The organism is Methylopila jiangsuensis (genome assembly GCF_027922305.1).
GTDB classification, from domain to species: domain Bacteria; phylum Pseudomonadota; class Alphaproteobacteria; order Rhizobiales; family Methylopilaceae; genus Methylopila; species Methylopila jiangsuensis.
Map to the genome: position 1 here is coordinate 29,737 of NZ_BSFK01000016.1, position 19,853 is coordinate 49,589.

The following is a 19,853-nucleotide window of genomic DNA, read 5'->3' on the forward strand; positions in this document are numbered from 1 at the left end:
GGGGCGTGAACGCCCCGTGGCGGACGGACATGCTCTGGCTCTGGTACTGGGACGCGCTCCTCGGACGCGCGCCACACTGGGCGGTGACGACGGCGGACGCCGGCGACGCCGACGAACTGGCCGCGATCCACGCCGCGAGCTTCGCCCGCGGCTGGAGCGTGGAGGAAATGGAATCGCTGCTGCGCGACCGGGCGGTGGTGGCCTCGGCGCTCTACCGCGAAGGAAGATCGAAGCCGAAGGGCTTCGCTTTGTCCCGCATCGCCGCCGACGAAGCTGAGGTGCTGTCGGTGGCGGTCATCGAGCGCCGCCGCGGGCAAGGCGGCGGCAAGGCGCTGTTCGGCCGCCATCTCGGCCAGCTCGCGGCCGCCGGCGCGCGCCGGGTGGCGCTGGAGGTGGACGAGGACAACGCCGCCGCGATCCGGCTCTATGAGGGTTTCGGCTTCCGCCGGGTCGGGCGGCGCGCCGCCTATTACCAGCGCGCCGACGGCGGCCGCGCCTCGGCGCTGGTGCTCGCGCTCGACATGGCGTGAGCGCCCCGCCGTCCGAGGTTTGATCCGGCCCACGTTTACGGCTCGCCCCGGCGCTCCTATAAGCTCCCGAACACCCCCGCCCGCGCAAGGGAGGCGGCCGCCATGGCCACGACAGCGCTCAAGACCGAAACGATCGAGCGGCTCTGCGCCTCCAAGGGCATGCGCATGACCGAGCAGCGCCGCACCATCGCGCGCGTGATCGAAGGCGCCGAGGATCACCCGGACGTGGAGGAGCTCTACCGCCGCGCCTCGGCGCTGGACCCGCGCATCTCCATCTCCACCGTCTACCGCACGGTGAAGCTGTTCGAGGACGCCGGCGTGATCGCCCGGGTGGACTTCCGCGACGGCCGCTCCCGCTACGAACCGGCGCCGGACGAGCACCACGACCACCTGATCGACCTGCGCTCGGGCAAGGTGGTGGAGTTCCGCAACGAGGAGATCGAGGCGCTGCAGGCGGAGATCGCCCGTAGGCTTGGCTACCGGCTGGTGGACCACCGGCTGGAGCTCTACGCCGTGCCGCTCGACGACCGCGAGGACTGACCCCCCTTGCCGCTCCGTTCCGTTCGCGCAGGCCTCGCCGTGGGGGCGCTCGCCGCCGCGACCCTCGTCGGCCTGCCGATCCAGCATGTGGCGCTGAAGCTCGGCAGCCCCGCCGCCCGGCGCATCCCGGTGCTGTTCCACCGCTTCGCGCTCGGGGCCATCGGCGTCCGGCGCCGGGTGGTGGGCGTTCCGGGAGAGGCGCGGCCGCTGCTGATCGCCGCCAACCACGCCTCCTGGCTCGACATCGTGGTTCTGGGCGCCACCGCCCCGGTCTCCTTCGTCGCCAAGTCCGAGATCGCGTCCTGGCCGCTGTTCGGCACCTTCGCCCGGCTGCAGCGCTCGATCTTCGTGGACCGCCAGCGGCGCGGGGCCACCGGCGCCGTGAGCCGCGAGATGAGCGAGCGGCTGGTGGCGGGCGATCCGATCGTGCTGTTCGCGGAAGGCACCTCTAACGACGGGGTGCGCCTGCTGCCGTTCCGCTCGGCCCTGATCGGCGCGGCCCGCGCGGCCATCGTCTCCGGCGGCGGCGAGGAGGCCTTCGTGCAGCCGGTCTCCATCGCCTACACCCACCGCAACGGCCTGCCGCTCGGCCGCCGGGGCCGGCAGGACGTGGCCTGGTACGGCGACCTCGACATCCTGCCGCACATGTGGGCGATCCTGCGGGGCGGCGCGATCGACGTCACCGTCAGCTTCGGCGCCCCGATCCGGGTGGACGCCGCCACCGACCGCAAGGCGGTGGCCCGCTCCGCCGAGGCCGAGGTGCGGCGCATGACCGCCGCCGCGCTCCGGGGCGAGGTCTAGGTCAGCGCCCGAGCGCCGCGTCGATCAGCTTGAGCGCGTCGGCGCTCGCCCACTCCGCCGGGCCGGGAAGGAAGCCGATCTCGCAGCCGGCGCGGTCGAGGATCAGGGTGGTCGGCATGCCCGAGCCGCGGCCGACGGCGCGCAGATCCCGGAACAGCTTGTTGGTGGGGTCGGCGTAGAAGGCGAGGTTCCGCGACCCGATCTCCTTCAGGAACGCCTTGGGCTTGTCGGTCCCGCCGAAATCCAGCGACACGGCGACCACCTCGAACTCCGCGCCGCCGCGCTCCGCCTCGAGCTGGTCCAGCGCCGGCATCTCCTTGCGGCAGGGCGCGCACCAGGTGGCCCAGAGATTCAGCAGCGTCACCTTGCCTCTGAACCGGTCGAGCCCGGTCGCGGCGCCGGCGGCGTCCTGGAACGTGAGCGGCGGCAGCGGGCGCGGCGCGGACGGGACCACCACCCCCGCCACCTCGCCGCGGGCGGCCTTCGCCATGGCGGCGAGCGTCTCGGACGAGGCGGCGCAGGCGGCTTGGGCCTTGTCGCCGCCGCCGATCCCGTATAGGGCGAGCGCGGCGAGCCCCGCGACGGCGGCCGCGCCGAGCAGGCCCCTGCGGACCCAGGGCCTCCCCAAGAGGCTGTGGCTCTGTCGGACCGTGGGCTCTGGCATGCTTGTTCGACCTCGATGAACGCGCCCGCGCGGGCGCCGCGCGACGGGACCTTTATCAGATGAGCAACTCGATGTGGGGCGGCCGGTTCTCCGAAAAGCCGGACGCCGTCCTCGAAGCGATCAACGCCTCGATCGACTTCGACCGCCGCTTCTACGCCCAGGACATCCGCGGCTCCAAGGTCCACATCGCCATGCTCGCCGCCACCGGCATCGTGGCGCGGGAGGACGCCGCGGCGATCTTCAAGGGTCTGAACCAGGTTCTGGCCGAGATCGAGGAGGGCCGCTTCACCTTCTCGCGCGCGCTGGAGGACATCCACCTCAACGTGGAGAACCGGCTGACGGAGATCGTCGGCCCCGCCGCCGGCCGGCTGCACACCGCGCGCTCCCGCAACGATCAGGTGGCGACCGACTTCCGCATGTTCGTGCGCGACGCGCTGGACGGGCTGGACCGCAGCCTGCACGGGCTGCAGCAGGCGCTGGTCAGCCGCGCCGCCCCCAACGCCGGCACGGTGATGCCGGGCTTCACCCATCTGCAGAGCGCCCAGCCGGTGACCTTCGGCCACCACCTGCTCGCCTATGTGGAGATGATCGGGCGCGACCGCGGCCGCCTCGCCGACGCCCGCCGCCGGCTCAACGAATGCCCGCTCGGCGCCGCGGCCCTCGCCGGCACCTCGTTCCCCATCGACCGGGAGATGACCGCGCGCGGCCTCGGCTTCGACCGCCCGACCGCCAACTCCATCGACAGCGTGTCGGACCGGGACTTCGTGCTGGAGACCCTGTCCTTCGCCGCCATCTGCGCCGGCCATCTCTCCCGCTTCGCGGAGGAGATCGTGCTGTGGTCGACCCCGCAGTTCAATTTCATCCGCCTGTCGGACCGCTTCTCCACCGGCTCCTCCATCATGCCCCAGAAGCGCAACCCGGACGCCGCCGAACTGGTGCGCGGCAAGACCGGGCGCGTCATCGGCGCGCTGGTGGCGCTGCTGACGGTGATGAAGGGCCTGCCGCTCGCCTATTCCAAGGACATGCAGGAGGACAAGGAGGGGCTGTTCGACGCGCTCGACACGCTCGACCTGAACATCGCCGCCACCACCGGCATGGTGCTCGACATGACGGTGAACGCCCGCACCATGGCCAACGCCGCCGGCGCCGGCTACGCCACCGCCACCGACCTCGCCGACTGGCTGGTCCGGGTGCTCGGCCTGCCGTTCCGCGAGGCGCATCACGTCACCGGCCGCATCGTGGCGGTGGCGGCGGAGAAGAAGCTGCCGCTGGAGCGGCTGGCGCTCGCCGACATGCAGGCGGTGGAGCCCCGCATCACCGAGGCGGTGTCCGAGGTTCTGGGCGTGCGTCGCTCGGTGGCGAGCCGCACCAGTTACGGCGGCGCGGCGCCCGCCAACGTGAAGGCGCAGGCCGTCCGCTGGCGGAAGAGGCTTGCCAAGGAGGCGCAGGCCTTCGACAACACGCCCACGGACGCCTGAGCGCGCCTCTCATCCGAGACCCAAGGACCAGACCCCGTGTCGAGCCCCGCAACCCGCGCCGTCTGCGCCGCCGTCGCCCTCATCGCCGCTCTCGGCCTCGCCGGCTGCGGCCGCAAGGGCCCGCCGGAGCCGCCCCCCGGCGCCCCGACCGTGAAGGTCACCCGGCCCGACGGCACGGTGGAGGAGAAGCCGGCCAAGCCCGACCGGCCCTTCGTGCTCGACCGTCTCCTGAACTGACGGGCGCGGCCCAGCGCCCCACCCGGACCGACCCATGCACCATTTCGCCTATGCCGACGGCGCGCTCCGCGCCGAGGACGTGCCCCTCGCCCGCATCGCGGACGAGGTGGGCACGCCCGTCTACGTCTATTCCACCGCCACGCTGACCCGGCACGTGCGCGTGTTCCGCGAGGCCTTCGCCGGCGTGGACCACCTCGTCTGCTACGCGCTGAAGGCGAACTCCAACCAGGCGGTGCTGACCACGCTGGCGCGGCTCGGCGTCGGCATGGACGTGGTGTCCGGCGGGGAACTGCATCGCGCGCTGAAGGCCGGCGTGCCGGGCGAGCGCATCACATTCTCCGGCGTGGGCAAGACCGCGGCGGAGCTGGCGGCCGGGATCGAGGCCGGCATCCTCGCCTTCAACGTGGAGAGCGAGCCCGAACTGCGGCTGCTGTCGCAGGTGGCGGCGGACAAGGGCGCGACCGCCCACGTCGCGCTCAGGGTCAACCCGGACGTGGACGCCAGGAGCCACGCCAAGATCTCCACCGGCTCGTCCGAGACCAAGTTCGGCGTGCCCATCGCCGACGCCCGCCGGGTCTATGCGGAGGCCGCGCGGCTGCCGGGCCTCAAGGTCTCCGGCGTGGACATGCACATCGGCAGCCAGATCACCGAGCTCGACCCGTTCGACAGCGCCATCGCCCGGCTGGTGTCTTTCGTGGGCGAACTGCGCGCCGACGGCCACGCCATCGAGCATGTGGACCTGGGCGGCGGGCTCGGCATTCCCTACCGCGACGACAACGAGCCCCCGCCCCACCCGGACGCCTACGCGGCCGTGGTCAAGCGCCTGACCGCCGACCTGAAGGCGACGCTGGTGTTCGAGCCCGGCCGGCTCATCGTGGGCAACGCCGGCGTGCTGCTCACCCGCGTGATCTATGTGAAGCAGGGCGCCGCCAAGACCTTCGTGATCGTGGACGCGGGCATGAACGACCTGATCCGCCCGACGCTCTACGACGCCCATCACGAGATCTGGCCGGTGGCCGCGCCCGCCCCCGACGCGCCGCGCATCCGCGCCGACGTGGTGGGCCCGGTGTGCGAGACCGGCGACTATCTGGCGCTCGACCGGGAGATGGCGGCGCCCGAGGCGGGCGATCTGCTGGCGGTGATGTCCGCCGGCGCCTATGGCGCGGTGCAGGCCACCACCTACAACTCCCGCCCGCTCGTGCCCGAAGCGCTGGTGGACGGCGACCGCTACGCCGTGGTGCGCCCGCGCCCCTCGCTGGACGACCTGATCGCGCTCGACCGCGTGCCGGACTGGCTCGCGAACGGCTGAGGCCTCACGCCGGAGTGAGGCCGCCTTCCGGTCCCGGGGTAGCGCCTGCGCCGTCCCGTGCTAGTCTCCCCCTTTCAACGCGCGAAACGCCTTGAGGGGAGACGGGCGCGCACGGGAGACCGGCGTTTGAACGACACCCATCCGATCCCGCCGTCGTCGCGCGGGTCCCTGATCGACCGCCTCGCCCGGCGCGCGGCGCTCGCCCTCGTCTGGGAGAAGGCCTGGCCGGCGCTCGCTTCGGCGCTGGTGGTCGGCCTCGTGTTCCTGAGCGCCTCCTGGCTCGGCCTGTGGGACGCCCTGCCCGTCTGGGCGCGCATGGCGGGCGTGGCGCTGTTCGCTCTGGCGGCGCTCGCCGCGCTGGCGCCGCTGGTCCGGCTGCGGCCGGAAGGGCGACGGGCGGCGCTCGCCCGCGTCGACCGGGACTCGGCGCTCGCCCACCGCCCCGCCACCAGCTACGACGACCGCCTCGCGGAGGCGGGCGAGGATCCGCTCACCCGCGCGCTCTGGGCCGCCCATCGCGAACGGCTCGAGGCCGAGAGCGCGCGGCTGCGCGCCGCCGCGCCGCGCCCCCGCCTCGCCGCCCGCGACCCTTACGCCCTGCGGTTTCTGGCGGCGCTCGTGGCCGTGGTCGCCTTCGTGGCGGCGGGCTCGGATCGGGACGCGCGGCTGCGCGCCGCCTTCGACTGGACGACGCCCCGGGCCGAGGTTCCGCCCGTGCGGGTGGACGCCTGGCTGACGCCGCCGCCCTACACCGGCCGGCCGCCGATCTTCCTCACCGCCGCCAAGGCGCAGGGCGAGGCCGCGCCCGAGGTGACGCGCGCGCCGGCGGGCTCCCTGCTGGTGGTGCGGGTCGCCGGCGGAACCGCCGAGGTGACCGCGACCGGCGGGCTGGAGCAGGCCACGCCCGAGGACGCCAAACGCCCCGAGGGCCTGACGGAGCACCGCTTCCGGCTCACCGGCGCAAGCGAATTGCGCGTGGCCGGCGACGGCGACGCCGCGCCGCGGTCCTGGCGCTTCGCCGCCATCCCCGACGCGCCGCCCACCATCCGCCTGAGCGAACCGCCCCAGCGCAACGCCCGCGGCGGCGCGACGCTGCGCTACGAGGTGACGGACGATTACGGCGTCGTCGCCGCCGAGGCCCGTTTCGCGCTGAAGCCGGCGGAGACGCCCAAGGACGGGCAGGCGGAAGAGCGCCGCCCGCTCTACGAGGCGCCGAAGATCGCGCTGACCCTGCCCCGCAAGCGGGCGCGGGAAGGCAAGGGCCAGACCTCGCTCGACCTCGCCGAGCATCCGTTCGCCGGCGCCGAGGCGGTGATGACGCTCGTGGCCAAAGACGAGGCGGGACAGGAGGGCCTGAGCGCGCCCGAGACCCTGCGGCTGCCCGGCCGCCCCTTCGTCAATCCGCTCGCCCGGGCGCTGGTGGAGCAGCGGCGGACGCTGGCGCTCGACGCCAACGCCAAGCCCGAGGTGGCGCGCGCGCTGCAGGCGCTGATGCTCTATCCGGAGGAGTTCACGCCCAGAGCCTCGGTCTATCTCGGCCTGCGCACCGCCTACCGCCGGCTCGACATCGCCCAGACCGACGACGAGCTGCGCGCCGTCGCCGACCATCTGTGGGAGATGGCGCTCCGGCTCGAGGACGGCGACCTGCCGGACGCGGAGCGCAAGCTGCGCCAGGCCGAGCAGGAGCTGCGCGAGGCGCTGGAGAACGGCGCCTCGGAGCAGGAAATCGCCAAGCTCACCGAGGAGCTGCGCAAGGCGCTGGACGCCTTCATGAAGGAGCTCGCCCAGCGGGCGCAGCAGCAGCCGGGCCAGCAGGCGCAGACCCCGCCGAACGGCGCGCAGGCGATCCGGCCGGACGACCTGCGCAAGATGATCGACCGCATGGAGCAGATGGCCAAGAGCGGCTCGCGCGAGGCGGCCCAGCAGGCGCTGAACGAGCTGCGCGAGATGCTCGACAACCTGCGCACCGCCCAGCCGGGCCAGCAGCAGCAGGGCGATCCCCAGCAGTCCCAGAACCAGCAGCAGATGGACAAGCTGCAGGGCATGATCCGCGAACAGAACCAGCTCCGGGACAAGACCTATCAGCAGTACCGCCAGCAGGAGCGGGCGGAGCGCAACCAGCGCGGCCGCGACGGCCAGCCCCGGCAGGGCCAGAGCGGCGACATGCAGGCGCTCGCCGAGCAGCAGCGCCAGCTGCAGAAGAAGCTGGACGAGCTGATGCAGGAGATGTCGCCCGGCGGCCAGCCGGACCGGCCGAACCAGCCCCAAAGACCGGGCGAGAACGGCGGCGAGGGCCAGCAGCAACAGCAGCAGGGCCAGAGCGGACAGGGACAGCAGGGCGAAGGCCGGCAGGGGCAGGGCCAACAGGGACAGGGGCAGCCGGGACAAGGTCAGGGACGTCAGGCGCAGGGCGAAGGCCAAGGCCAAGGTCAGGATCCGCTGGGCGAGGCCGGGCGCAGCATGGGCGACGCCCGTGGCGCGCTCGGACAGGGCCGGACGGGGCAGGCGCTGGACGATCAGAGCCGGGCGCTCGACAACCTGCGCAAGGGCGCGCAGGCGCTGGCGGAGCAGATGCGCCAGCAGGCCGAGCAGCAGGGGCAGCAGCCCGGACAGGGCCAGCAGGGCGCCGAGAACGGACAGGCCGACGGCCGCGACGATCCGCTCGGCCGTCCCGTGCGCCGTCGCGAGAGCGACGGGACCGGCACCAAGGTGCCCGGCGAGATCGAGGCCCAGCGCGCCCGCCGTGTGCTGGAGGAGCTGCGCCGCCGCATCGGCGAAAGCGAGCGCCCCCGCGAGGAGCTGGACTATCTGGAGCGCCTGCTCACGCCGTGAGGGCGGCGTCCTCAGAGCCTGTCGGGCGGCGCCGCAGCGCGCGATTCAAACTGCCGTCATGCCCGAGACACGCTCGGGCATGACGGCCTGCCTGAATTTTCAAACGGGGTCTCAGAACTCCCAGAACTTCTCGGTCTTGGGCAGGCCCACCAGCGCGCGGGCGAAATCGTCGGCGTCGAAGGGCTCAAGGTCGTCCACGCCCTCGCCCACGCCGATGAAGTGCACGGGGAGGCCGTACTTCTCCGCCACCGCCACCAGAATGCCGCCGCGCGCGGTGCCGTCGAGCTTGGTGACCACGAGGCCGGTGACGCCCGCGGTGCGCTGGAACGCCTCCACCTGCGACAGCGCGTTCTGTCCGGTGGTGGCGTCCAGCACCAGCATGCAGGCGTGGGGCGCGTCCGGATCGAACTTCTTCAGCACCCGGACGATCTTTTCCAGCTCCGCCATCAGCCCGGCCTTGTTCTGCAGCCGGCCGGCGGTGTCGACGATCAGCAGGTCGGCGTCCTGCTCGCGGGCCTTGACGAAGGCCTCGTAGGCGAGCGCCGCGGCGTCGGCGCCGGTCTCCTTGGAGACGAAGGTGGCGCCGGTGCGCTCCGCCCACACCCCGAGCTGCTCCACGGCCGCGGCGCGGAAGGTGTCGCCCGCCGCCAGCACGATCGACATGCCGGCGGTGCGGTAGGTCTCCGCCAGCTTGCCGATGGTGGTGGTCTTGCCCGAGCCGTTGACGCCCACCACCAGGATCACGGCCGGCCGGGCGCTTTCCGGCGGATCGAGCGGCGCCGCCACCGGCGCCAGCGTCTTCGCCACCTCCTGAGCCACGATGGCCCGCACGCCGGCGCCGTCCAGCGCCCGCTCGTGCCGGGCGCGGCCCACCGCGGCGGTGATGCGCTCGGCCACGCCGACGCCGAGATCGGCCTGGATCAGCAGGTCCTCCAACTCGTCCAGCGTGGCGCCGTCGAGCTTCTCCTTGGTGAACAGCTCGGTGATGCCGCGGGTGAGCTGGTTCGAGGTCTTGGCGAGGCCCGCGCGCAGCCGCGAGAACCAGTCCCTGGGTTGGGCGTCGTCGGTCATGGCGTCTGTCCTTGGCGGGCGTTCAGGCGGCGATCAAAGCGCGGCCGTCGTGGGTCGCGGCGCGCAGGATGACGGTCTCGCCGCGGGGCACGGCGCGGGCGAGGCGGATGGCGGTGAAATCGGCCGCGCGGGCGAGGCCCTTGCCTTCCGACAGCGCGGCGATGCGGCGCCCGAGCCGGGCGTCCAGGTGGCGCGCGAGCAGCGCCGCGCCCAGCTCCCGCAGGGCGGCGGCGCGGGCCTTCACCACCTCGGGCGCAAGCTGCGGCATGCGGGCGGCCGGCGTCTCGGGCCGGGCGGAGAACGGAAACACATGGGCGTAGGCGATCCCGCAGGCCTCCAGCGCCGCGCGGGTGTTCGACGCCATGGCCTCGGTCTCGGTGGGGAAGCCCGCGATCACGTCGCAGCCGAAGGCGATGTCCGGCCGCGCCCGCCGCGCCGCGTCGCAGAAGCGCTCCGCGTCGGCGCGGGAATGGCGGCGCTTCATTCGCTTCAGGATCAGGTCGTCGCCGGACTGCAGCGAGAGGTGGAGATGGGGCGCGAGCCGCTCCTCCTCCGCCAGCGCCCGCATCAGCGCGGGGTCGATCTCCACCGCGTCGAGCGAGGACAGCCGAAGCCGCGGCAGCTCGGGCACGGCCTTCAGCACGGCGCGGACCAGATCGCCCAGCCGCTCCTCCCCGCCGCCGAGATCGTGCCCCCAGGAGGTGAGGTCGACGCCGGTGAGCACCGCCTCGCGCGCGCCCAGCGCCAGCACGCGCCGCACCTCGGCGATCACCTGCGCCTTCGGCGTCGAGCGCGAGGCTCCCCGGCCGAAGGGGATGACGCAGAAGGTGCAGCGGTGGTCGCAGCCGGTCTGCACGGCGACGAAGGCGCGCGGCAGAAGGATGTCGGCCGCGGCCGGCGGCGGAGGCGGCGGGCTGCGCTCCGCGAACACGTCCGCGACCGCGACGCGGGGCGCGTCCGGCCCGGCGCGGCGCGCCCAGGTCTCGGGGCTCTGGCGCGCGGCCGCGCCCACCACGCGGCTCACCTCCGGCATGGCGGCGTAGGTCTGGGGCTCGATCTGGGCGCCGCAGCCGGTGACGACGATCTCCGCGTCCGGCCGGGCGCGGGCCGCGCGTCGCGCCGCCTGCCGGGCCTGCCGGCCGGCCTCCGCCGTGACCGCGCAGGCGTTGACCACGACGATATCGTCCCGCCCGCGCGCATGTGCGCGGATGGCCTCGCTGTCCACGGCGTTCAGCCGGCAGCCGAAGGTGACGATCTCGGGTCCCATGGTCCGCGGATATGCCGCAACGGCGGGAAAAACGCCACCCGCGCGGGAGAATCAGGCCGAAAGGTCAGGCCGGGCGGCGGCGCACGCTTCGCGCCGCGTCGCCCCAGGCGATGATGCGGTCGCGGGCGGGCTTCTCGATCACGTAATGGGCGATGGCGGCCGCGATCACGGCGGCTGCGAGCCCCGCAAGGCCCACCATCATCAGCCCCAGGGGCGAGGTCAGGCCGAGCAGCTTGCCGGCGACGCCGAAGGTCACCATCAGCACCGGCGCGTGGACGATGTAGAGCGCGTAGGAGATTTCGCCGAACCAGGTCAGCGGCCGGGCCCTCAGCAGGCCGGGCTCGGGCGCGACGGCCCGCAGCGCCAGCAGCAGCACCAGCGCCCCCACCAGCGGCCACAGCGCCGCGCCGCCGGCGCCGAAGGCGAGCAGCGCGCCGGCGGCGCCCAGCGTCAGCCCGAACAGGCCGGCGAGCGTCAGCGGCCCCGGCCGCTTCGTCAGGACGCCGAAGATCTCCCGCAGCACGACGCCGAGGAAGAAGGACGGCACGATGCGCAGCGCGCCGCCGTCGTGCATCAGGGTCATCAGGTCCCGGCCGAGCCAGAGCTTGGCGATCGCCCAGCACAGGGCGAACAGCGCGGCCGCGGCGGCGAGCTTCGCGAGCGGCGAGCGCAGCCGGGAGGACACCATCAGATAGAGCGGGAAGGTGAGATAGGCGGTCCATTCCGCGCCCACCGACCAGGACGGCTGGTTCCAGGCGAGCTCCGGCGTGATCCCGGTGGCGTGCAGCATGGCCGCATGGGCTGCGAAGGACGAGGCGGTGGGCGACCACGGCGGCGTGAGCCCCACCGCCCGGCCGCCGAACACGATGGCCGCCACCGCGATGAGGCCCGCCATGTGCAGCGGCCAGATGCGGGCGAAGCGGCGGATCAGGAAGCGGAGGTGGTCGTAAGTCCCGTTCCGCCACGGCCCCTCATAGACATGGGCCAGCACGAAGCCGCTGAGCACGAAGAAGAAATCCACCGCGAGCAGGCCCAGCACGTCGAGCGGGACGCGGCTGGAGACGACCCCTTGCGCATAGGCGTCGATGTGGAAGATCACCACCATCAGCGCCGCGAAGCCGCGGGCGGCGGTGAGCTCGAGCAGTTCGCTCCGCGATGCGTCCGGCGCCAGTATCGTCACGGGGAAATCTTTGCGTCGCGGCCTGAGGACAGTTCCCCAGCATGACGCGGCGCGAGCGAACATTCGGTTAAGCGCCACGCTCGACGAAACCGGCGCCATGCGCGATGAAGACCCGCTCACTTGTCACGAGACCGTGTTCATGCCCCCCGCCCCCGCCTCCCCCATCGCCTTCCGCCACCGCAACTTCGTGCTGTTCTGGACGGCGCGGCTCTGCGCCACCTTCGCGGTGCAGGTGGTGTCGGTGGCGGTCGGCTGGCAGGTCTACGACCTCACCCGCGACCCGTTCGACCTCGGTCTGGTGGGCCTCGTCCAGTTCGCGCCGGCCTTCGCGCTGGTGCTGGTCACCGGCCCGGCCGCCGACCGGTTCCCGCGCCGGATCATCATGGGCCTGTGCGTGGCGCTGGAGGCGGTCGGCGCGCTGGCGCTGGTGGGGCTGACGCTCGTCGGCAACGTCGACACCGGGCCGATCTTCGCGGCGCTGTTCGCCTTCGGCGTGGCGCGGGCCTTCTTCGGCCCCGCCAGCGCCGCGCTGATCCCGAGCCTCGTGCCGAAGGAGGCGCTGGCCAACGCCATCACCTGGGCGTCGTCGTCCTGGCAGTTCGCCAGCATCGTCGGCCCGGTGGCCGGCGGCCTGCTCTACGGCTTCAGCCCCCAGGCGGCCTATATGGGCGCCGCGGTCCTGCTCGGCGTCGGCCTCGGCGCGATCGCGCTGCTCAGGGTGGACCAGCCCCGCCGGACGCTGGATTCCAGCTGGCGCACGCTGGTGGCGGGCTTCGCTTATGTGGCGAAGGAGAAGATCGTTCTCGGCGCGATCTCGCTCGACCTGTTCGCGGTGCTGCTGGGCGGCGCGGTCGCCCTGATGCCCGCTGTGGCCCGCGACGTGCTCGACGTCGGACCCTGGGGCCTCGGCCTGCTGCGGGCCGCGCCCGGCGTTGGCGCCATCGCCATGGCGGTGCTGCTGTCCGTCGCGCCGATCCGCGACCATGCGGGACGGATCATGTTCGCCTGCGTCGGCCTGTTCGGGCTCGCCACCGCCGTGTTCGGCCTGTCGGAGACCGTGTGGCTGTCGGTGGCGGCGCTTGGCGTGATGGGCGCCGCCGACATGGTGAGCGTCACCATCCGCGAGACGCTGCTCCAGCTCTGGACGCCGGACGAGGTGCGCGGCCGGGTCAACGCCGTGAACATGCTGTTCATCGGCGCCTCCAACGAGCTCGGCGAATTCCGCGCCGGGGCCATGGCCTCCATCATCGGCGTCATGCCCGCCATCGTGGCGGGCGGCGTCGGGGCCATGGCGGTGGCCGGCCTGTGGGCGTGGTGGTTTCCGGGCCTCCGAACCGCCCGCTCGCTGGAGCGGCGCGAAGACGGCTGAAACGAAAAAAGGGCGCGACGGGGATCTCCGTCGCGCCCTTTTTCGTTCAGCGGACCCTGAAACCTGCGCGTGAGGACGCGTCAGGTGTTCATGCTGTCGAAGAAATCGGCGTTGGTCTTGGTGGAGCGCAGCTTGTCCAGCAGGAACTCCATGGCGTCCACCGTGCCCATGGGATTGAGGATGCGGCGCAGCACATACATCTTCTTGAGCTGATCCGGCGGAACGATGAGCTCTTCCTTGCGGGTGCCGGAGCGGGTGATGTCCATGGCCGGGAAGGTGCGCTTGTCCGACACCTTGCGGTCGAGGATGAGCTCCGAGTTGCCGGTGCCCTTGAACTCCTCGAAGATCACCTCGTCCATGCGGCTGCCGGTGTCGATCAGCGCCGAGGCGATGATGGTGAGCGAGCCGCCTTCCTCGATGTTGCGCGCCGCGCCGAAGAAGCGCTTCGGGCGCTGCAGGGCGTTGGCGTCCACGCCGCCGGTCAGCACCTTGCCGGAGGACGGCACCACGGTGTTGTAGGCGCGGCCGAGGCGGGTGATCGAGTCCAGCAGGATGACCACGTCGCGGCCATGCTCCACCAGGCGCTTGGCCTTCTCGATCACCATCTCGGCGACCTGGACGTGGCGCTGGGCCGGCTCGTCGAAGGTGGAGGAGATGACCTCGCCCTTCACCGAGCGCTGCATGTCGGTGACCTCTTCCGGCCGCTCGTCGATCAGCAGCACGATGAGGTAGCATTCAGGGTGGTTCTGGGCGATGGCGCTGGCGATGTTCTGCATCATCACCGTCTTGCCCGTGCGGGGCGGCGCCACGATCAGGGCGCGCTGGCCCTTGCCGAGGGGGGCGACGATGTCGATCACGCGGGTCGACATGTCCTTCTTGGTGGGGTTCTCCACCTCCATCTTCAGCCGCTCGTCCGGATAGAGCGGCGTCAGATTGTCGAAGTGGACCTTGTGCCGGGCCTTTTCAGGCTCCTCGAAGTTGATGGTGTTGACCTTCAGCAGGGCGAAGTAGCGCTCGCCCTCCTTGGGGCTGCGGATCTGCCCCTCCACCGTGTCGCCCGTGCGGAGCGAGAAGCGGCGGATCTGCGAGGGCGAGATGTAGATGTCGTCCGGCCCCGGCAGATAGTTGGCGTCCGGCGAGCGCAGGAAGCCGAAGCCGTCCTGCAGCACCTCCACCACGCCGACGCCGATGATGTCGGTCTCCCGCGCCGCGAGCTGCTTGAGAATGGCGAACAGCAGCTCCTGCTTTCGCAGCGTGCTGGCGTTCTCGACCTCGAGCTCCTCGGCCTGGACGAGCAGTTCGGTGGGCGACTTGGCCTTGAGATCGGAAAGCCTGACTTCGGGCATCGGCAGCCTTCGGGAGATGGAGTCCGGAATCGAACGGAGAAAATCGGATCGATCGGGCAGGGGGGGAGGGTCGTTCGCAGGCGGGGCGGAAGGCTCGATTGGGGCGAGCCGCCCGTCGCCTCCTGAGCGTCGCGCGCCGGACGAAACCGTCCGAAGGCGGAGCCGGCTCCAGCCTCGAACGGGCCGGAACGCTATGGCGCTGCGTAGGGAGTGGCTTTCACATAAACCATCGGGGACGCGCCCGACAAGAGGCGAGGCCCACGAAAAAGCAAGATCAGAACGGTTTGAGGATCACAAGCGCGACGATCAGGATCATCAGCAGGGTCGGAACCTCGTTCATGAACCGGTAGAAGCGGTGGCTGCGCGCGTTGCGGTCGGCGGCGAAATCCTTGACCCAGCGGCCGAGAACCTCGGTGTAGGCCGAAAGCGCCGCCACCAGCGCCAGCTTGGCGTGCATCCAGCCCGACGACCACCAGCCCGCCATCCAGATCATCGCGAGGCCCGCGACCCAGGCCACGGCCATGGCCGGCCGGCCGATGGCGTTGAGCAGCCGCCGCTCCATCACCTTGAAGGTCTCGGAGGTCTCCGATCCCGGCGCGGCGGCGCAGTGGTACACGAACAGCCGGGGCAGATAGAGGATCGCCGCCATCCAGGAGATGATGGCGACCACATGCAGGGTCTTGATCCAGCCGTAGAGATCCATCGGCGCGCCCCGTCCCGGCTTTGAGGCTTCAAGAGCCTGTCTGGAAATTGCCAGAGCCGCTGTCCAGATTTCGTCATGCCCGCGCGGAGCGCGGGTATCCACGATTTTTTGGTGGAACGCAGGCCTGAGCGTTCCAGTCGTGGATGCCCGAGACAAGCTCGGGCATGACGGAGAGCTCCAATTTCAAACGGCTTTGACGGCTTTTAACCGGTCCGCCGCGCCCGCGCCACCAGCTGGGCCACATGCTCCGGGGGCGTGTGCTGCCGCACCCCGTGGCCGAGGTTGAGGATGAACGGGCCGGAGCCAAGGTCCCGGAGGCAGGCGTCCACGGCCGCGTCGAGCGCCGGGCCGCCGGCCATCAGCGCCAGCGGGTCCACGTTACCCTGCAGCGCCGCGCCCGCAGGGGCCGCGGCGCGGGCGGCCACCCGGTCCTCGGCGGTGGCGAGGCCGAAACCGTTCGCCGGCACCGCATGGGCGAAGGCGCCGAACTTGGCGCCGGCGCCGCGGGCGAAGGCGATGATCGGCGCGCCCGGAACCCTGGCCCGCACCCGCTCGCAGATCGCCGCGATCGGCTTCGTCGACCAGCGCTCGAATTCGGCCGGGGGCAGGTCGCCGCTCCAGCTGTCGAAGATCTGCACCGCCTGCGCGCCCGCCTGAAGCTGCGCCACCAGATGGGCGGCGGAGGCTTCCACCAGCCGGTCGATCAGAACCTGGAAGGTCTCCGGCTCGCCATAGGCCAGCAGCCGCGCCGGCGCCTGCTCGTCGCCGCCCCGTCCGGCCACCATATAGGTCGCCACGGTATAGGGAGCCCCGCAGAAGCCGATCAGCGCGGTCTCGGGCGACAGCGCCGCCCGCGCCCGCGCCACGGTCTCGTAGACCGGCGACAGGAAGCCCAGGTCGATCTCGGGCTTCAGGCGGTCGAACTGGGCGAGCGTCGTCACCGGATCGAGGCGCGGGCCCTCGCCCTCCACGAAGCGCACGTCCTGTCCGAGCGCGTGCGGCACCACCAGGATGTCGGAGAACAGGATCGCCGCATCGAAGCCGTAGCGCCGGATCGGCTGCAGCGTCACCTCGGTGGCGAACTCCGGCGTGTAGCAGAGGTCGAGGAAGCTGCCGGCGCGGGCGCGCAGCTCGCGGTATTCGGGCAGATAGCGTCCCGCCTGCCGCATGAGCCAGATGGGCGGCGTCGGCAGCGTCTCGCCGGCGAGCGCCCTCAGGAACGGCGCCGTGTCGCCCTGATCCGGACCTGCCGTCCCCTGCTGGCTCACCACGAAGGCTCCTTCTCTAAGAATCCTGAATCGACTCTTCTGCTTCTTTTTCTAGGGGGGCCGATTACATCCATTCCAAGGGGTCCACAAGGCGTCCACAGAACATGCATCGTTAACCATGCGTTAACGCCTGTGGCGGCGCTTCGAAGCTGAAGGAGTCGAGGGGTTGTCCGCTCATTCCGTCCACCGGCGCCGGAATCCTGTCCCGGCGCGGATCGATGTTGATGAAAATCGCCCCTTCGGCCACTGTCCGCCCCGAAGCGGCGTTCGGGCGTTCCGTCGTCCACAGCCGTCCACCGCGGGATTCACGGCCTGTCCCGCGCCTCGCCCGCCTTTCCCCGTCCGGTCCCGCTGAACCGCCATGCCCGTTCGCGCCTTCCATTTCCATCTGGTGTCCGACTCCACCGGCGAAACGCTGGTGGCGGTGGCCCGCGCCGCGGTGTCCCAATACGAGGACGTCGCCGGCGTCGAGCATGTCTATCCGCTGGTGCGCTCGGCCCGGCAGCTCGACCGGGTGCTGGGCGAGATCGCCGACGATCCGGGCATCGTGCTCTACACGCTGGTGGAGGAGGAGCTGATCGAGCGGCTGGAGACCCGCTGCCGGGCGCTCGGCTGCCCCTGCCTGCATGTGCTGGAGCCGGTGTTCGCGCTGCTGCGCTCCTATCTCGGGGCCGAGAAGACCAAGCTGCCGGGCGCCCAGCACGCCCTCAACGCCGACTATTTCAAGCGCATCGACGCGCTGAACTTCACCATGGCCCATGACGACGGCCAGTTCACCGAGGGCATGGCCGACGCGGACGTGATCCTGCTCGGCGTCAGCCGCACCTCCAAGACGCCGACCTCGATCTACCTGGCCAACCGGGGCGTGAAGACCGCGAACATCCCGCTCATCCCCGATCTGCCGCCGCCGCACGGGCTGGAGAAGCTGCGCAAGCCGCTGATCGTGGGCCTGATCGCCACGCCCGAGCGGATCGTCGCCATCCGCCACAACCGCATCCTCGGGCTCGAGGGCGGCATGGAGGGACGGCTGCAGGACGACGCCTATGTGGACCCGGAGGCGGTGGCGGCCGAGATTTCCGCCTCCCGCCGCTTCTGCGCCCGCTACGGCTGGCAGACCATCGACGTCACCCGCCGCTCCATCGAGGAGACGGCCGCCGCCGTGCTCTCCATGCTGAGCGAGCACCGCGCCAAACGCTTCGCCGAACACATCGCCACCACATGACGCTCTGGACCCTGCCCCACCCGCTCGCGCTCGCCTCCAAGAGCGCCATCCGCGCCAGCATCCTCACCGGCGCCGGCCTGCCGGTGGAGACCCGGCCCGCCGACATCGACGAGCGGGCGGTGGAGGCGGAGCTGACCGGCGACGGCGCCTCGCCCGCGAACGTGGCGGGGGCGCTCGCCGCCGCCAAGGCGGTGGAGGTCTCGCTGCATCTCCCCGGCCGTCTGGTGGCGGGCGCCGACCAGACGCTGGCGCTGGGCTCCGAACGCTTCACCAAGCCCTCGGACCGGGAGGCGGGCCGCCGCCAGCTGGAGCGGCTGTCGGGGCGGTCCCACGTGCTGTCCTCCGGCGTGGCGCTCGCCATCGACGGCGTGGCGCTCTGGACCGAGGTGGAGCAGGCGCGCCTGACCATGCGGACGCTGTCGCCGGCCTTCATCGAGGCCTATCTGGACGCGGCCGGCGACGGCGCGCGCCTGAGCGTCGGCGGCTACCAGTTCGAGGGCGTGGGCGCCCATCTGTTCGAGGCGGTGGAGGGCGACTTCTTCACCATCCTCGGCCTGCCCCTGCTGCCGCTGCTTGCGGCGCTGCGCCGGGCCGGCGCGGTGGCGGCGTGAGCGCTCCCCGCGCCTGCGTGCTGGGCTGGCCGGTGCGTCAGTCCCGCTCGCCCATGATCCACGGCCACTGGCTGACGACGCTCGGCCTTCCCGGCTCCTACGAGCATGCGGAAGTGGCTCCCGAGGATTTCGAGGCCTTCGTGCGGGCCTTCGCCGCCAACGGCTTCGTGGGCGGCAACGTCACCGCGCCCCACAAGGAAGCCGCCTTCGCGCTGGTGGACGAGGCCGACGGCGAGGCGGGCGCGCTTCGCGCCGTCAACACGCTGTGGCTGGACGGCGGCCGGCTCCACGGCGCCAACACCGACGGCTTCGGCTTCCTGACCAATCTGGACGAGGCCGCCCCAGGCTGGGAGGGCGAACGTCAGACCGCGGTCGTCATCGGCGCCGGCGGCGCGGGGCGGTCGGTGGTCCATGCGCTCGGGCGCCGCGGCTTCGACCGGGTGGCGGTGGTCAACCGCACCCGCGACAAGGCCGAGGCGGTGGCCGCGCTCGCCGGCCGCGCCGGGCGGGCCTTCGGCTTCGACGAGCTGTGGCGCGTGCTGCCGGACGCCGATCTGGTGGTGAACGCCACCTCGCTCGGCATGGCGGGCAAGGGCGCGCTCGAGGTTCATCTGGGCGAGCTGCCCGAGCGGGCGGTGGCGACCGACCTGATCTACGTGCCGCTGGAGACGCCGTTCCTCAGGGACGCCAAGGCGCGGGGCGTGCGGACGGTGGACGGGCTCGGCATGCTGCTGCATCAGGCGGTTCCGGGCTTCGAGCGCTGGTTCGGCGCGCGGCCCGAGGTGACGCCGGAGCTGCGGGCGCGGGTCGTCGCCGACATCGCGGGCGTGGCGGCGTGATCGTCCTCGGCCTCACCGGCTCCATCGGCATGGGCAAGTCCACCACCGCGCGGCTGTTCGCCGACGAAGGCGTGCCGGTGCACGACGCCGACGCCACCGTGCACCGGCTCTACGCCGGCGAGGCGGCGCCTCTGATCGAGGCCGTCTTTCCCGGCGTGATCCGGGACGGCGTGGTCGACCGCAGGGAGCTGGGGACGAGGGTGATCGGGCGGCCCGAAGAGCTCGCGAAACTGGAGGCGATCGTTCATCCTCTGGTGCGCCGCGCCGAGGCCGACTTTCTGGCCCGGGAGCGCGGGGGGGGCCGGCCGCTGGTGGTGCTGGACGTGCCGCTGCTGTTCGAGACCGGCCGCGCCGGCGCCGTGGACCATGTGGCCGTGGTCAGCGCCGGCGAGGACGAGCAGCGCCGCCGGGTGCTGGCGCGGCCCGGCATGACCGAGGAGACCTTCGCCGCCGTGCTGGCCCGCCAGACCCCCGACGCCGAAAAGCGCGCCCGCGCCCACAGCGTCATCGACACCTCCCGCGGGATCGAGGCGGCGCGCGATCAGGTGCGCGCCCTGATCGCGGCGCTGACCCACAAAGGCTGACG

The 19,853-nt window shown here is 72.1% G+C and carries 19 protein-coding genes; 12 read left to right on the top strand and 7 right to left on the bottom strand.

The window, feature by feature from the left end; translation table 11 throughout:
• Positions 1-5 precede the first annotated feature (5 nt).
• The 3 genes from PKE85_RS12950 to olsA all read left to right on the top strand — a co-directional run bounded on the left by PKE85_RS12950 (position 6) and on the right by olsA (position 1,871).
• On the top strand, positions 6-530 hold the full coding sequence (locus PKE85_RS12950; protein ID WP_271205178.1) for a GNAT family N-acetyltransferase: 525 nt from the start codon (positions 6-8) through the stop codon (positions 528-530).
• Positions 531-632: 102 nt separating this feature from the next.
• On the top strand, positions 633-1,070 hold the full coding sequence (locus PKE85_RS12955; RefSeq protein WP_271205179.1) for a Fur family transcriptional regulator: 438 nt from the start codon (positions 633-635) through the stop codon (positions 1,068-1,070).
• A 6-nt stretch (positions 1,071-1,076) separates the two neighbouring features.
• Entirely contained in the window at positions 1,077-1,871 is a 795-nt protein-coding gene (olsA, locus tag PKE85_RS12960) for a lyso-ornithine lipid O-acyltransferase (protein WP_271205180.1), read from the top strand.
• Position 1,872: 1 nt separating this feature from the next.
• Here the strand turns inward: olsA and tlpA are convergent, their stop codons facing one another.
• Positions 1,873-2,535: a thiol:disulfide interchange protein TlpA gene (gene tlpA, locus PKE85_RS12965; protein WP_271205181.1), complete on the bottom strand. Its 663-nt coding sequence runs from the start codon at positions 2,533-2,535 to the stop codon at positions 1,873-1,875.
• Between the two features lie 59 nt (positions 2,536-2,594).
• Here tlpA and argH point away from each other — a divergent pair, with 59 nt between their 5' ends.
• The 4 genes from argH (at position 2,595) to PKE85_RS12985 (ending at position 8,391) form a co-directional block, all read left to right on the top strand.
• On the top strand, positions 2,595-4,013 hold the full coding sequence (argH, locus tag PKE85_RS12970; protein ID WP_271205182.1) for an argininosuccinate lyase: 1,419 nt from the start codon (positions 2,595-2,597) through the stop codon (positions 4,011-4,013).
• 36 nt (positions 4,014-4,049) lie between these two features.
• A complete protein-coding gene (gene lptM / locus PKE85_RS12975; protein WP_271205184.1) occupies positions 4,050-4,250 on the top strand; it encodes an LPS translocon maturation chaperone LptM in 201 nt (66 codons plus the stop codon).
• Positions 4,251-4,284: 34 nt separating this feature from the next.
• Positions 4,285-5,559: a diaminopimelate decarboxylase gene (gene lysA, locus PKE85_RS12980; RefSeq protein ID WP_271205185.1), complete on the top strand. Its 1,275-nt coding sequence runs from the start codon at positions 4,285-4,287 to the stop codon at positions 5,557-5,559.
• A 126-nt stretch (positions 5,560-5,685) separates the two neighbouring features.
• Complete coding sequence (locus PKE85_RS12985) at positions 5,686-8,391, top strand: TIGR02302 family protein (RefSeq protein WP_271205186.1); 2,706 nt, start codon at positions 5,686-5,688, stop codon at positions 8,389-8,391.
• 111 nt (positions 8,392-8,502) lie between these two features.
• Here PKE85_RS12985 and ftsY read toward each other — a convergent pair whose 3' ends face one another.
• The 3 genes from ftsY to PKE85_RS13000 all read right to left on the bottom strand — a co-directional run bounded on the left by ftsY (position 8,503) and on the right by PKE85_RS13000 (position 11,909).
• Positions 8,503-9,462, bottom strand: coding sequence for a signal recognition particle-docking protein FtsY (gene ftsY, locus PKE85_RS12990; RefSeq protein WP_271205187.1), 960 nt, complete (start codon positions 9,460-9,462; stop codon positions 8,503-8,505).
• 22 nt (positions 9,463-9,484) lie between these two features.
• Positions 9,485-10,729, bottom strand: coding sequence for a tRNA (N(6)-L-threonylcarbamoyladenosine(37)-C(2))-methylthiotransferase MtaB (gene mtaB / locus PKE85_RS12995; RefSeq protein ID WP_271205188.1), 1,245 nt, complete (start codon positions 10,727-10,729; stop codon positions 9,485-9,487).
• A gap of 64 nt (positions 10,730-10,793) precedes the next feature.
• Complete coding sequence (locus PKE85_RS13000; protein ID WP_271205189.1) at positions 10,794-11,909, bottom strand: acyltransferase family protein; 1,116 nt, start codon at positions 11,907-11,909, stop codon at positions 10,794-10,796.
• Between the two features lie 139 nt (positions 11,910-12,048).
• On the opposite strand from PKE85_RS13000, the gene PKE85_RS13005 reads away from it, so the two are divergent.
• Complete coding sequence (locus PKE85_RS13005) at positions 12,049-13,278, top strand: MFS transporter (protein WP_271205190.1); 1,230 nt, start codon at positions 12,049-12,051, stop codon at positions 13,276-13,278.
• 80 nt (positions 13,279-13,358) lie between these two features.
• Here the strand turns inward: PKE85_RS13005 and rho are convergent, their stop codons facing one another.
• The 3 genes from rho to hemE form a co-directional block, all read right to left on the bottom strand.
• Positions 13,359-14,624, bottom strand: coding sequence for a transcription termination factor Rho (gene rho, locus PKE85_RS13010; RefSeq protein WP_271205191.1), 1,266 nt, complete (start codon positions 14,622-14,624; stop codon positions 13,359-13,361).
• 274 nt (positions 14,625-14,898) lie between these two features.
• On the bottom strand, positions 14,899-15,327 hold the full coding sequence (gene hemJ, locus PKE85_RS13015) for a protoporphyrinogen oxidase HemJ (protein WP_271205192.1): 429 nt from the start codon (positions 15,325-15,327) through the stop codon (positions 14,899-14,901).
• A 203-nt stretch (positions 15,328-15,530) separates the two neighbouring features.
• Entirely contained in the window at positions 15,531-16,595 is a 1,065-nt protein-coding gene (gene hemE, locus PKE85_RS13020) for a uroporphyrinogen decarboxylase (protein WP_271205193.1), read from the bottom strand.
• A gap of 361 nt (positions 16,596-16,956) precedes the next feature.
• Between hemE and PKE85_RS13025 the strand changes: the two genes are divergently transcribed.
• From PKE85_RS13025 to coaE, 4 genes are read left to right on the top strand one after another with little or no spacing between them, the layout of a single operon-like run.
• Positions 16,957-17,817: a pyruvate, water dikinase regulatory protein gene (locus tag PKE85_RS13025; RefSeq protein ID WP_271205194.1), complete on the top strand. Its 861-nt coding sequence runs from the start codon at positions 16,957-16,959 to the stop codon at positions 17,815-17,817.
• Positions 17,814-18,428, top strand: a complete 615-nt coding sequence (locus tag PKE85_RS13030; protein WP_271205195.1) for a Maf family protein — start codon at positions 17,814-17,816, stop codon at positions 18,426-18,428. Before PKE85_RS13025 ends, PKE85_RS13030 begins: the two co-directional genes overlap by 4 nt.
• Positions 18,425-19,267: a shikimate dehydrogenase gene (locus PKE85_RS13035; RefSeq protein WP_271205196.1), complete on the top strand. Its 843-nt coding sequence runs from the start codon at positions 18,425-18,427 to the stop codon at positions 19,265-19,267. The genes PKE85_RS13030 and PKE85_RS13035 overlap by 4 nt, the downstream gene beginning before the upstream one ends.
• Positions 19,264-19,851: a dephospho-CoA kinase gene (coaE, locus tag PKE85_RS13040; protein WP_271205197.1), complete on the top strand. Its 588-nt coding sequence runs from the start codon at positions 19,264-19,266 to the stop codon at positions 19,849-19,851. Before PKE85_RS13035 ends, coaE begins: the two co-directional genes overlap by 4 nt.
• The last annotated feature ends 2 nt before the right edge of the window (positions 19,852-19,853 follow it).